This is a genomic window from Paenibacillus sp. ALJ109b (genome assembly GCF_010747435.1).
Classification (GTDB): domain Bacteria; phylum Bacillota; class Bacilli; order Paenibacillales; family Paenibacillaceae; genus Paenibacillus; species Paenibacillus taichungensis.
Genome location: NZ_JAAIFP010000038.1, coordinates 35,675 through 48,573 on the forward strand (window position 1 = coordinate 35,675; position 12,899 = coordinate 48,573).

The 12,899-nt window shown below is 48.0% G+C and carries 11 protein-coding genes and 1 pseudogene; 9 read left to right on the forward strand and 3 right to left on the reverse strand.

Going from position 1 to position 12,899, the window contains the following annotated elements:
• Positions 1-200: 200 nt before the first annotated feature.
• Both G3352_RS29290 and G3352_RS29295 read right to left on the reverse strand, forming a co-directional pair.
• On the reverse strand, positions 201-1,034 hold the full coding sequence (locus G3352_RS29290; protein WP_345940823.1) for a zinc ribbon domain-containing protein: 834 nt from the start codon (positions 1,032-1,034) through the stop codon (positions 201-203).
• A gap of 69 nt (positions 1,035-1,103) precedes the next feature.
• Positions 1,104-2,054, reverse strand: coding sequence for a helix-turn-helix transcriptional regulator (locus G3352_RS29295; RefSeq protein ID WP_163761519.1), 951 nt, complete (start codon positions 2,052-2,054; stop codon positions 1,104-1,106).
• Positions 2,055-2,137: 83 nt separating this feature from the next.
• On the opposite strand from G3352_RS29295, the gene G3352_RS29300 reads away from it, so the two are divergent.
• The 5 genes and pseudogenes from G3352_RS29300 (at position 2,138) to G3352_RS29320 (ending at position 5,916) form a co-directional block, all read left to right on the forward strand.
• Entirely contained in the window at positions 2,138-2,833 is a 696-nt protein-coding gene (locus tag G3352_RS29300; RefSeq protein ID WP_076290482.1) for a response regulator transcription factor, read from the forward strand.
• The gene (locus G3352_RS29305; RefSeq protein WP_163761520.1) at positions 2,826-3,914 is read left to right on the forward strand and encodes a HAMP domain-containing sensor histidine kinase; all 1,089 of its coding nucleotides are present in this window, start codon (positions 2,826-2,828) and stop codon (positions 3,912-3,914) included. The genes G3352_RS29300 and G3352_RS29305 overlap by 8 nt, the downstream gene beginning before the upstream one ends.
• A gap of 662 nt (positions 3,915-4,576) precedes the next feature.
• A pseudogene (locus tag G3352_RS31765) lies at positions 4,577-4,904 on the forward strand (M15 family metallopeptidase); the annotation flags it as partial.
• Between the two features lie 231 nt (positions 4,905-5,135).
• Positions 5,136-5,687, forward strand: a complete 552-nt coding sequence (locus tag G3352_RS29315; RefSeq protein ID WP_163761522.1) for a VanZ family protein — start codon at positions 5,136-5,138, stop codon at positions 5,685-5,687.
• 13 nt (positions 5,688-5,700) lie between these two features.
• The gene (locus tag G3352_RS29320; RefSeq protein ID WP_163761523.1) at positions 5,701-5,916 is read left to right on the forward strand and encodes a hypothetical protein; all 216 of its coding nucleotides are present in this window, start codon (positions 5,701-5,703) and stop codon (positions 5,914-5,916) included.
• A 129-nt stretch (positions 5,917-6,045) separates the two neighbouring features.
• On the opposite strand, the gene acnA is transcribed toward G3352_RS29320, so the two are convergent.
• Positions 6,046-8,757 (reverse strand): aconitate hydratase AcnA, encoded by a 2,712-nt coding sequence (gene acnA, locus G3352_RS29325; protein WP_163761524.1) that lies wholly within the window; start codon positions 8,755-8,757, stop codon positions 6,046-6,048.
• 360 nt (positions 8,758-9,117) lie between these two features.
• Here acnA and G3352_RS29330 point away from each other — a divergent pair, with 360 nt between their 5' ends.
• The 4 genes from G3352_RS29330 to uvsE all read left to right on the forward strand — a co-directional run bounded on the left by G3352_RS29330 (position 9,118) and on the right by uvsE (position 12,885).
• The gene (locus tag G3352_RS29330; protein WP_076290476.1) at positions 9,118-10,137 is read left to right on the forward strand and encodes an amidase domain-containing protein; all 1,020 of its coding nucleotides are present in this window, start codon (positions 9,118-9,120) and stop codon (positions 10,135-10,137) included.
• Positions 10,138-10,272: 135 nt separating this feature from the next.
• On the forward strand, positions 10,273-11,373 hold the full coding sequence (locus G3352_RS29335) for a D-alanine--D-alanine ligase (protein ID WP_163761525.1): 1,101 nt from the start codon (positions 10,273-10,275) through the stop codon (positions 11,371-11,373).
• A 31-nt stretch (positions 11,374-11,404) separates the two neighbouring features.
• The gene (locus G3352_RS29340; RefSeq protein WP_053779624.1) at positions 11,405-11,728 is read left to right on the forward strand and encodes a hypothetical protein; all 324 of its coding nucleotides are present in this window, start codon (positions 11,405-11,407) and stop codon (positions 11,726-11,728) included.
• A gap of 155 nt (positions 11,729-11,883) precedes the next feature.
• A complete protein-coding gene (uvsE, locus tag G3352_RS29345; protein ID WP_163761526.1) occupies positions 11,884-12,885 on the forward strand; it encodes a UV DNA damage repair endonuclease UvsE in 1,002 nt (333 codons plus the stop codon).
• Positions 12,886-12,899 lie beyond the last annotated feature (14 nt).

A 12,899-nucleotide genomic window follows, 5' to 3' on the forward strand; every position in this document is an offset into this window, starting at 1 on the left:
CAAGCTAGCTAACTTGGTACCATGGTCGGTTGTCGGGTGCATATTAGGGCAATTTTGAACGGACAGACAAAGGGGAAACGCCAAAAAAGCCGTCAGGAAAACCTGACAGCCTAACAGCATTTTGCATAAATCCGGGAGCGGTATTCCATTGCTGAGATATAGATCGAAACGGTCCAATTGGAATTAAGAAATGACCATAATCACTTTTTTTCTTGTTTTTCTTGGCGAACAGCGATATACAAGTCCACTTGTACGTTCTCAGGATCGAGGCTTCGTTCATCATACAACTCGAAATCTCCAGTAAACGTGCGCTCCCCCCGATTGTTCCAAGCCCACACCGCACCCCAGGCCTCACCTACGACCTCGCCCATCGGGCCCTTTCTGGAGGTGAATACCGCATATGTTGCAGGCGGCAGGTCAACGGAACTCACTCCCTCAGGCAACGCTTCATCCGGACCCACCTCATGACCCACCAATATGGTGTATTCTCCATTTATGCCATCTGTATAATCAGCGTAACAGCCATAGCGGTTCGCTTCAGGGGCAGGCTGATAATCTGAGGCGAAGTAGCTGTTCCAGAGTCCCTGAATACAGCCTTTGCCACTCATCTCAATGGAATTGGTTGTTCTGGCGGACACACCTGCAAGGCGCTTTCCTGGCAGTGTGACGTACCGAATGGGCTCTGTGGAAAGCCGATTGTCGCGAGTTCCTTGATTAAGGTCAACGGGCTCATCCGAATTTTCTGCCCCAAATGTTACGTTCCGTTCTGAGCCGGAGGCATTCCATCTTTTCAAAAAAGGAAGCTGGTTGCGCAGCATCGCCCTTGCTGATTCCTCGTCCATACCTTCCTGGTTCAGAATGGCGGTGCACATTTCAATCATGCCCTCCAGCGTAATATCGGACTGCTCGAACTGGCCTTCTTTATAACAATAGATACAGTATTCGCGGGTTGTAGTACCATCCGTTTCTGTTCCGAATTGAGCAGGGGTAGTAAGTGGCATTCCGCAGCTTTGGCATACTGTGACGTTCATCATCAATTCCTCCTCGTTATGTACAACTTGAATATAGTAGAAGTATAACGTGAGGAACTGGACACCTGTCTGTCAGGTTAGGGGTGGGGCTTTATAATTTTGTACAATTTGTTCAGCAATTCTAAGAATCTCTTCCCGAATATGCAGAGGCTCCAGCACTTCGACATCCGCGCCAAATCCAAGAATGAACCCATACAACCAGTTGTCCTCCGGGAATGCGACTTGGCTCATATAATACCCCTCACCATCAGAAACGACGTTCTCTATGCCAAACCATTCCTCTGCGATGTGACGGATACGAGCATGGAATCTCAGGCTCAGTGCCACTTTATTATCCGGAGTTGCCCATTCCTGCTGCCAGGGCCTGTCCTGCAGGTTGATCGGCTTGCGTTCGAAGCTTCCTTGGGCAAGGACGACGTCACGCATGCGGACCAGCTTGAACATGCGGAAATTGTTGCGTTCGTGACAGAATGCATAGAGGTACCAGGAATGCTTTTTGAGCACAAGAGTATGTGGGTCGGTCGTTCTATGAGTTTGAGTACCTTCTGCACTACAATAGGTAAATGTAATAGGCCGCAGTTGATCCATGCCCTGTTCAATGAGTTGAAGTTTCATTTGCAGCGCTTCGGGATGGGTCCACATCGAATAATCCACAATGAAGCGGCTGGTATTGGCCTGGAAATCCTCATTTTTGGCTTCAGGCACGATACTGCTGAGTTTCTCCATTAACAGATCCCGTGCTACATTCGTATGGGAGGTGGAGACACTGCGCAGCGCAGTGACTATGGAGGCCAGATCCTTGTCGGTCAGTACATTTCGGTCAAGCCGGTAGCCCTCTGCCAGGCCAATACCACCGCTTGCGCCCTGATAGGTGACGACAGGAATACCCGCCTGGCCCAGCGTGTCTATATCCCGGTAGATGGTGCGGATGGATACTTCAAACGTATCAGCCAGATCCTTGGCCTGCACCCGGCCACGATTGATTAACAGCACAACAATGGCTAATAAACGGTCGAGTTTCATATATTGGATTCCCTTCAATCATTTATAAGTTGGATTCAGATATGTTATATTGTTGAGCATCACATATAGGAGTGGAATAAGCAATGAAACGTATTACGATTTTGATCGCAGATGATGAAGTTGAGATCGCTGATCTGGTTGCATTGCACTTGCAAAAAGAAGGATATCACATCATCAAGGCATTTGATGGGAAAGCGGCGGTCCAAGCCGTTCAGACACAAGCAATAGATTTGGCCATTTTGGATATTATGATGCCTGGTATGGACGGATATGAGGTGACCCGCAAAATTCGGGAGCAGTATCACCTGCCTATCATTTTTCTAAGCGCCAAAACCTCAGATATGGATAAAATCACCGGGCTCGTGCTGGGCGCAGACGATTACATGACGAAACCATTTAACCCGATGGAACTGGTTGCGCGGGTCAATTCCCAGCTGCGCCGTTCACTTCAATTCAGCCAGTCTGTACCGATTCAGCGCTCCATTCTGGAGAAAGGCGGGCTCATTATTTCGCCAGATCAACATAGTGTCACCCTTTATGGCAAGCCAGTAGAGTTAACACCGAAGGAGTTTGACATCCTGTATCTGCTCGCAAGTCATCCCAAACAGGTGTTCAGTGCGGAGAGCATCTTTGAACAAGTGTGGGGAGAGGCTTATTATGAGAGCGGCAATACCGTGATGGTTCATATTCGGACCCTGCGCAAGAAGCTGGGCGAAGATGTGGGTAAGAACAAGTTTATCAAAACGATCTGGGGTGTGGGGTACACGTTTAATGAATAAACGCAGAAGTTTTCGAACGACCATGATTCTGTTGCTTGGTTTAAGCATGCTGGCATCTGGCGCGATTACCTTTGGAGTATATAAATTGATGCAATACTATTACACTGGTGTGCGTGCGGAAGATCAGTTAGCGGAATATCGTCACTTTATGAGGAGTATAGGGGATATTTACTTTTTCCTCATCTTGTTTATACCGCTTGCCATCCTATTTTTCTTCTGGTTTACCAAGCCATATGTTACCTACTTCAAAAATATCTCCACAGGTATCCGGCAACTCGCAAGTGGTGATTTCCAGCACCGTGTGCAAATTTCGACGAAGGACGAGCTGGGCGCGATTGCTGAGGATATCAATCTGGCGAGTCTGAAACTGAGGGAAGCGGTAGAACGGGGAGATTTTGCGGAGAGCAGTAAGGACCAACTGGTTGTGAACCTGGCGCATGATTTGCGTACCCCGCTAACATCAGTATTGGGTTATCTGGATCTGTTGATGAAGGATGATCAGCTGACGGAGGAGCAGGTCAGACACTTTACAGCGATTGCTTTTGCCAAATCCCAGCGTCTTGAGAAACTGATCGATGATTTATTTGAGATTACACGGATGAATTATGGTATGTTGTCGATTGAGAAAAAGAAACTTGATCTTAGTGAACTGCTAAGGCAGATGAACGAAGAGCTGTACCCTGTTTTTGAAAAGAACCACCTGGTCACCCGACTGCATATCGATTCCGAGTTAACCATTTCCGGCGATGGTGAGGTGCTTGCGCGCGTGTTTGAGAACCTGTTGATTAATGCAGCGCGACACGGAACGGATGGTCTTTATGTGGATATCCATGGGCACCGTGATGCAGGACAGGTTATCATTCAGATCATGAACTACGGGGGACATATTCATCCGGATGATCTGCCTCATATTTTTGATATGTACTATACCGGAGATCGTGCGCGGACACCTCAGGAAGGTGGAACAGGTCTAGGCCTGTTTATCGCCAAAAATATTGTGGAGCAGCATGATGGGTCCATTTCGGCTCAAAGTGATATCGTACGGACCGTATTTGAAGTGCGGTTGCCAGCACTAGAATGAAGTAAAAGGCTATATAAATTGAACTAAACATTTACACGAGAACGGAGAGGACAGAAATAACCTGAAGAAGCGGAGCTAAAAGCTTTCTGAAAGAAAGCTGCATCGAAAGCATACGCTTCGCCTTTATCCCCGGATTTTCCCCTTTGAATAAGGGAATCCAAAAAAATCTGGGGATAACAGTGATCGGAAGGTTGTTCTGTCATCGGAGTGGTAAGTGTAAATATTCTTTAGTTCAATTTATATAATTTAAGAAAAACTTTAGAATTGCCCTGCTTTTTTTTAACTAGTTTTCTCTATCCTTGAATTACGAGGTAAAGGAGGAGCATGGAATGAAAAAGTGGGGATTTTTGATATGTATCATTGTACTGGGATATATCTTTTCCAAGTCACCCGCACTGTTTGAACAGAAGGAAGAGGCGAATCTGGAAGTTCAGGATACGGGTGAAATTCGTGCAGGATATACCAAAACAATTCATGTGGATATGCAGAATAAAGTACATAAAGGGAATCTATTGCTCGTCAACTCGGAGTATCCCGTTCATGCGGAGGGGATTAGAACCGATATTGTTAATCTGGCTGAACAACATGAACTGGTCCGGGGATACGGATTGCTGGATCAGAATATTATGTTGTCAAAGTACGTAGCGCAAGCGTTCCAGAAGATGGTTGAAGCAGCTGGAAAAGATGACGTACGATACTTCATTATTAGCAGTGGCTATCGGGACTTTACGAAGCAGGAGCAGCTTTATGAGGAAAAGGGATCGGACTATGCGCTTCCCGCGGGTCATAGTGAACATAACCTGGGCTTGTCCATGGATATTGGCTCTACGCTGGCTGCTATGAGTGAAGCACCAGAAGGAGCCTGGCTTGAAAAGAATGCATGGAAATTCGGATTCATCTTGCGTTACCCGAAGGATAAAGTGGACATCACCGGCATCCAATTCGAACCATGGCATTTCCGCTATGTGGGATTGCCGCACAGCGCCATTATGTATCATAATCATCTGGTGCTGGAGCAATATTTGGAGCTGCTGCAGCAGAAAAAGAGCATTTCCGCTGAAGTCGGGGGCGAGCACTATTTTATACGTTATTACGATGCATCCAAAGATGAGACCATTAAAATACCTGAGCATGGTCAATATGAGATATCGGGAGACAACATGAAGGGAGTTGTCGTAACGGTGGAGGAATAAACAACAAGAAATACGTGGAGGTTCATATATGAAACCAAAAGAGTTCAACATGAAGATGATATCGGTCGCGGCATTGATCGTCTATCTGTATCTGCTAACCAAGCTGATATTATTCAAGGGACACACGGTGGATTGGAACATCGTGAGGGTTCAACTTATGGCGATCGCGCAGCAGCCGGATCTGATTCATACGCGAACCGTTAACCTGACTCCATTTCAGGAAATCTCGAGAGACTGGCATAGCCTGTCGTTACATCGTCCAGGTACCGCGATTCATCTGTTAGGCAATGTCATGGCCTTTATCCCACTGGGTATTTTCATTCCAGTGTTGATGGGGAACAAGCTGTTGTCAGGGGCCAAGGTACTCGTACTTTCCTTGCTCTTAAGTTTTGCCTTTGAAGCGACACAGCTATTGACGGGCATGGGCATATTCGACGTGGATGATCTTATGTTGAACACTGTTGGTGGAATGGTTGGTTATGTTCTATATACCATGCTTATCGGTCTGAAACGTATGATTGTGGGAGGAACAGCAAGCACTGCGAAAAAAGAGTATAATTCCAATCAGAGTCGGGTGTAAGGAGGGAAAGCATTTGATGATTTTTTTGGTTGTTCTAATGATTGGCACAGGAATGGTATTTATCGTTCGTCCACGTTATGTTACTCATTCTTCGTCAGAGGATGGAGCCAACAACAATCAAATTACCTCCAGATGGATTGGGTACTCACTGATCATAATGTCCTGTCTGTTTGTGGTCATGGCCACACTGCAATCACTGGATCAAGCATCACATTACATTGGACATTGAAGAGAAGTCTAGTAGTGCAATACAGCCTTTGTCATATTAATCAAAAAAAGCTCCCCGTCACCGTGCAGACGCACGTGGCGGGGAGCTTTTTGTATAACTTAATTGCATTAAATATCAATGCGATTAAAATTATTTTTTCATCATTTGACGCAATACGGTTTGCAGGATACCACCGTTATGGTAGTAGTCCACATCAACCATGCTGTCCAGACGAGCGATAACAGGGAAGTCGAACTTGGTGCCGTCCTCACGAGTTACGGTAACCGTCAGTTCTTGTCCTGGTTTCACATCATTGCTCAGACCTGTGATGTCATACGTTTCACGACCATTCAGACCGAGGCTGGACCAGCCATGACCTTCCTGGAATTGCAATGGCATTACGCCCATGCCCACCAGGTTACTGCGGTGAATACGCTCGAAGCTTTCTGCGATAACGGCTTTGACGCCAAGCAGGAATGTTCCTTTTGCCGCCCAGTCACGCGAGCTTCCTGTACCATACTCTTTACCAGCGATAACGATCAGGTTCTGTCCTTCGTCCTGATACTTCATGGAAGCATCGTAGATGGACATTTCTTCGTCTGTTGGCAGGTATTTCGTAATACCACCCTCAGTACCTGGAGCCACTTGGTTACGAATACGAATGTTGGCAAACGTACCACGCATCATAACTTCATGGTTACCACGACGGGAGCCGTAAGAGTTGAAGTCTTTGCGTTCTACGCCGTGTTCTTTCAGGTACAGCCCAGCTGGACTGGATGGTGCGATATTACCCGCTGGCGAGATGTGATCCGTTGTTACGGAGTCAGCAAGCAATGCCATAACACGTGCGGAACGAATATCTGCGATATCAGTCAACTTGTCGCCAAGCTCCTGGAAGAATGGTGGATTCTGAATGTACGTGGAGTTTGGATCCCACTCATACAATTCGCCTTCCGGTACAGGAATCGTATTCCAACGTTCGTTAGCTGTAAATACGTTCTCGTATTTGTTGCGGAACATCTGTGCATTCAGCGAGCTAGCGATGGTATCCTTGATTTCCTCGGAGCTAGGCCAGAGGTCTTTCAGGAATACAGGTTCGTTGTTGGTATCATAACCGATTGGATCGGTTGCAAAATCAATATTAACGGTACCCGCGAGAGCATACGCCACAACGAGTGGCGGAGAAGCCAGATAGTTGGCTTTGACCTGCGCGTGCACACGACCTTCAAAGTTACGGTTACCGGACAATACAGCCGCTACCGTCATATCATTCTCGGCAATTGCTTCACTTACTTCGTCTGGCAGTGGGCCAGAGTTACCGATGCAAGTTGCGCAACCATAGCCGGCAACGTTAAATCCGAGTTTGTCGAGATATTCGATCAGACCTGCTTTTTCCAGATACTCGGTAACAACGAGGGAACCTGGAGTCAAGCTGCTTTTCACGTAGCCAGGTTTAGTCAGACCACGTTCAACAGCTTTTTTCGCAAGCAGACCCGCTCCGACCATAACGCTAGGGTTGGATGTGTTGGTGCAGCTAGTGATTGCCGCGATAACGACAGCACCAGCACTCAGTTCGCTAGTGGAACCGTTAGGGTGTTTCACAGGCACTTTCTCAGCGATTTTCTCGTCGCTCAGACCATAGCCACCTTTGTCGATCGGCGTGCGGATAATGCTGTTGAAGCCTTCTTTCATTTGAGTCAGCTCGATGCGATCCTGTGGACGTTTTGGTCCGGCAAGACTTGGAACAACGGATGCCAGATCCAGTTCGATCACGTCTGTAAACTCAGGATCAACCGTATCCGCAGTACGGAACATGTTTTGAGCTTTGTAATAAGCTTCAACCAGATCCACCTGTTCATCGGTACGGCCGGTATTACGCATATAGTTCAGTGTTTCGCTATCAACAGGGAAGAAACCAATTGTTGCGCCGTACTCTGGTGCCATGTTGGCTACCGTTGCACGGTCAGCCAGGCTGATGTTGCCAAGACCCGGTCCGTAGAACTCGACAAATTTACCGACAACGCCTTTTTTACGCAGCATTTGGGTAACTGTGAGTGCCAGATCCGTTGCCGTTGCGCCTTCGCTCAGGCTGCCTGTCAATTTGAAACCGATAACGTCCGGTGTAACAAAATAAAGCGGTTGGCCCAGCATACCTGCTTCAGCCTCGATCCCGCCAACACCCCAACCAACAACGCCGAGTCCGTTGATCATGGTAGTGTGGGAGTCCGTTCCTACGAGGGAATCCGGGAATACAACAGTTTCGCCATCAATGGTTTTGGTTGCAGCCACGGAAGCCAGGTACTCCAGGTTAACTTGGTGAACAATCCCTGTGGATGGTGGAACTGCACGGAAGTTGTTGAATGCCGTTTGCGCCCAGCGCAAGAAACGGTAACGCTCTTCGTTACGCTCGAACTCAACCTTGATGTTGTAGTCGAGTGCATCGTTCGTTCCGAATGCATCAACCATAACGGAGTGGTCGATAACGAGATCGACAGGTACGAGTGGGTTGATCTGTTTTGGATCGCCGCCTGCTTTTTTCACGGTATCGCGCATTGCAGCAAGGTCAACGACCACGGGTACACCGGTGAAATCCTGCAGAACGATACGTGCAGGGATAAATGGAATTTCTTTGTTATTGTCACGGCCTTCTGCCCAGCCGGTCAGTTGTTTTACATGTTCTTCGGTAATAGCACGTCCGTCGAATTGACGAATAGCTGCTTCGAGCAGCACTTTAATGGAGAAAGGAAGCTTGGAAAGGTCGCCGTAGCCGCCTTCCTGAAGAGCATCTAAACTGTAGTAGCGATAAGACTTGCCTCCGACCTCAAGACTGCGGGCCGCGGAGAAATGATTCTTGGCTGACATACATGTACCTCCTTAAAATGTGTCGGTGAGATGAAGAAAACGTTCATTTAGGTGAAGAACAGGCCTTCATCGTTCCGTGTCCTTGTTCGATAGTTTCATTAGGTGAAACGTAATTTCATAATCGTAACTTTAGTTTTAAGTATAACGTTTTCAGCTCCGTACGTAAAGGGCTTTTTGCCTGTCCAGCCAAGCTATTGAGAGATTGAATGCGTTCTCAATTAATGAGAACGGACGCGATCTCTTCCGTACGCATTATCCCCCATAATAAGGCTTCAAAACAGAACCAGACACATACAACCGAAATTCTCTCATATAAATAAAAAAGAGTTTTCATGCATTGGATCATTCCGGACAGAACTCATGCCAAAGGGGGACACAGGCTTGGAACGCGAATGGAAGAGCGCCTTATATACCTACGTGAACCAGTATAATCGCTGTGAGATCGACTACCGTCCACAGACAAGCGAACGGATTGTCACCGATCCGGAATTTGTGATGGAACGGGGAGAGCGGATGGCCAGACTGGACCAATGGTACCGCAAGCGGCGGGCCGTGCCTCTTCGCAGTGAGACCAGCGCCAAGCTTGTGCGGACACTTATGGATGGGGCAGATGAATCGATTGTCGATGTACAATTGTACAGCAGGCTGTTCTATGAGAAGAATGGTTTGACCCATCGGGAAGACCGGATTGAACGGGAACGACTGACCTTTCTTAGGCAAGGTGGAGTTTGGACCATTGCACGTGTAGAACGTGAAGTGCCGGAGCGTCGTCCGGTAGGAGAGGGTCGTCCTTTTCAACAAGCCGATTTTGTACAGGCGATGAATCGGCCACTGCTTAACCGAGAAGTATTGGGACAGGGGAGGAGATCGAGGCAGCAGCTGTACCGCAGAGATCTGGCTGTCGCCTACGCGGACCGGTGGTGGAATGCGGGAAACCCGGCATTTGAGGAATTCGAAGTAGATTGCACCAATTATGTGTCCCAATGTCTCTTTGCAGGGGAAGCACCCATCCACTATACTGGTAAAAGAGAAGCAGGATGGTGGTACAAAGGCTATGTAAATGGCTCTGAAATGTGGAGTTACAGTTGGGCCGTGTCCAATAGTCTAGAGCGTTATTTATCCGGCAGCAGCTGGGGATTGTCTGCAACCGAAGTGGATCGTCCAGAGCAGTTAATGCTTGGAGATGTAATCCTTTACGACTGGGACGGGGACGGCAGGTTTCAGCACAGTACCGTTGTGACCGCTTTTGATGCGGGAGGTATGCCGCTTGTGAACGCACATACAGTCAGCAGTCGCCACCGTTTTTGGGATTACCGGGATTCTTACGCTTGGAACGAGCGGACGGTGTACCGGCTTTTTCACATTGCAGATGAGTTTTGATGGTCAAAGATTTTACGGGATTCGGTGACGTGGACATCCGGTTCCGTGTAAAATAAGTCTAGATAACAGAATAAAAAGTGGTGCTGAACATGTTAGACATGGCAGTATCATTGCACAGATAATCGGAGGTTACGCATGAGTATGGATAAATTAACAGTAGGCGTCGTTTACGGCGGAAAGTCAGGCGAGCATGAGGTGTCGCTGCAAACGGCGTTTGCTGTAACGAACGCATTTGATTATGAGAAGTATGAACTGGTTCCTTTTTATATCTCCAAGCAGGGGACGTGGAAAAAAGGATCCGTCATGCACACGCCATTCGCGCAGATTGAAGATTTGAAGCTGGAGCAGGCGGCGGGTGGAACTCAGGAAGCGCTGAATGCGCTGTTCGGCCGTTTATATGGTGGAGAAGAGGCGATGGACGTCATGTTCCCGCTGCTGCACGGTACGTTTGGTGAGGATGGCACGATTCAAGGGATGTTCGAGATGGCGGATATGCCTTATGTTGGCGCAGGTGTACTCGCTTCGGCAGGCGGCATGGACAAAGTGGTCATGAAGAAACTGTTCGCGCAGGCCGGAATCGACCAATGTGCCTTCACGTATTTTAACGCAACTCAATGGAAGCAGACCGAACATGAAATGATCTTACAGGTGGAAGATCAACTGGGCTATCCGTGTTTCATTAAACCGGCCAATCTCGGTTCCAGCGTAGGCATCTCGAAGGCGCGTAATCGGGATGTACTGAAGAAAGCCGTGGAGTTCGCTCTCCGTTACGATACAAAGGTGGTCATTGAGGAGTTTGTAGAGGCACGAGAAGTTGAAGTCAGTGTGCTCGGTAATGACGAACCGATGGCTTCCGTACCAGGAGAAATCGTATCTTCCGGTGAATATTATGACTATGCAGCCAAATACATCGATGGACAGTCTCAGATGCTAATCCCTGCTCCGCTAGACCCTGAAGCCGCAGATCGCATCCGTGAGGCCGCATTGCAGGCATTCCGTGCGATTGAAGGCAATGGGATTTCCCGTGCAGACTTCTTCATCCGCAAATCGGATGGGGCATTGCTTATTAATGAAGTGAACACCATGCCTGGTTTCACACCATACAGCATGTACCCGCTCTTGTGGCGTGAGACGGGCGTATCGTATGCCGAACTGCTGGATCGTATGATTGAGCTGGCTTTGGAACGCTACAACCGCAAGCAGGCGCTGAACTACGAGAACGGCGTACAGGCGTAGCCTAAGGACGACATTATAAGGAGGGGTATGAATGGGATTTCAGACCGAATTCAATTCCGTGTGCAAGTTCAAGAATGAACAAGAGCTGTTTGAATTGCTTGAATATGGCCGTGGCAAAATGGTCAAACAAGGTTTTCGTGTATTTCCTACCGGACAGAAAGTCATTGCTTACACACCGGATAACGTGGCCGTAGCCATCGTGAAAATCGTAGTCTCCATTGCTGAGATTAACTTTCAGGGTCAAGAAGTGACCGAAGTGGAGATGCAATTGATCCGTAAACTGAACGAGGAAGAATCACGCATTCAGACTGCTCTCGCGGACGAGATGTTCTTTGGTGAACAGGCACAGGGGTAGTTTGTTACATGTGTACCCGAACGAATGGACGGATTTGTCCAAATCACGATTATGGTCACTCTTTTAGGGTAAAACTTGGTTATATAAAGTGAAGGGAAGACTGCCGGCTTCATATGCCGGGAAGGAATCCCGCCCTAATAGAGAGGAAGAAACTCATGCTCGTACGTTTTGGCTATGTGGCAATGTCTGTGCTTGTGGAGAATGCTTCACCTTCCCGGACGATGACTATGTCCAGCTTTAAGAAAATTGATGATAGGGAAGCGGCAATTCGCAAGCTTGAACGGATTGCGGCCGAGAATTTGCATAATACATTACGCTTGCTCAGACACAACAAAGGAAGCCATATTCATGTATATCGTTTCTCTTCCAAATTAATTCCGCTGGCAACACATGAGGATCTCAGTGATTGGGACCCGTTTCCCGCACTTAAGCAGGATTTTGCCGCGATTGGCGATTTTGTGAAGGAGAACGAGATGCGTGTGTCTTTCCACCCGGATCATTTTACGGTCCTCAGTACGCCTCGGGAGGAAGTGCTGCGCAACTCCATGCGCGACCTTCGTCATCATGTACGTATGCTGGATGCCATGGGGCTGAATGCTACTGCCAAGAACAATATACATATTGGTGGTGCATACGGGGACAAGCCTAGTGCAGCGCTGCGTTTTGAAGAAAATTTTCTGAAGTTGGATCGGGATATTCAGGAACGGATGACGCTCGAAAATGATGACAAAACGTTCAATGCACCCGAAACCCTTTCGGTATGTCAACGTATGGGGCTGCCCATGGTGCTGGATATCCACCATCAATGGGTGAACAATGAAGGCGAACAGCCGTGGGATCTCTGGCCGGATATATTGAAGACGTGGGAGTCCCCGCTTGCTCAAGCGGATTCACTCTCAGACAAGCCGTTACCGCCCAAAATTCACGTCTCCAGTCCAAAGAGTGAGAAGGACCTGCGAGGACATGCTGATGGTGTTGAGGTGGAACCATTGCTCACTTTTTTACGTCATATTGCAGCAGATACGCCCGCTCTTGATGTGATGATTGAGGCCAAACGCAAGGATGAAGCTCTGGTGCAGTTGATGCAGAAACTAGCATTCTATCACGAAGAGGGTGTGGAGTGGGTGGACGAGTCAACGGTTATCATTCATCCGTAGCGCCAAAAGGGGCC

What these genes read in the sequence shown, in the direction of transcription:
- uvsE (WP_163761526.1), top strand. Translation starts at nt 11,884, where the DNA reads ATGCTCGTACGTTTTGGCTATGTGGCAATGTCTGTGCTTGTGGAGAAT.
- G3352_RS29315 (WP_163761522.1), top strand. Translation starts at nt 5,136, where the DNA reads ATGAAACCAAAAGAGTTCAACATGAAGATGATATCGGTCGCGGCATTG.
- G3352_RS29340 (WP_053779624.1), top strand. Translation starts at nt 11,405, where the DNA reads ATGGGATTTCAGACCGAATTCAATTCCGTGTGCAAGTTCAAGAATGAA.
- G3352_RS29300 (WP_076290482.1), top strand. Translation starts at nt 2,138, where the DNA reads ATGAAACGTATTACGATTTTGATCGCAGATGATGAAGTTGAGATCGCT.
- G3352_RS29335 (WP_163761525.1), top strand. Translation starts at nt 10,273, where the DNA reads ATGAGTATGGATAAATTAACAGTAGGCGTCGTTTACGGCGGAAAGTCA.
- acnA (WP_163761524.1), bottom strand. Translation starts at nt 8,757, where the DNA reads ATGTCAGCCAAGAATCATTTCTCCGCGGCCCGCAGTCTTGAGGTCGGA.
- G3352_RS29295 (WP_163761519.1), bottom strand. Translation starts at nt 2,054, where the DNA reads ATGAAACTCGACCGTTTATTAGCCATTGTTGTGCTGTTAATCAATCGT.
- G3352_RS29305 (WP_163761520.1), top strand. Translation starts at nt 2,826, where the DNA reads ATGAATAAACGCAGAAGTTTTCGAACGACCATGATTCTGTTGCTTGGT.
- G3352_RS29290 (WP_345940823.1), bottom strand. Translation starts at nt 1,034, where the DNA reads ATGATGAACGTCACAGTATGCCAAAGCTGCGGAATGCCACTTACTACC.
- G3352_RS29330 (WP_076290476.1), top strand. Translation starts at nt 9,118, where the DNA reads ATGCCAAAGGGGGACACAGGCTTGGAACGCGAATGGAAGAGCGCCTTA.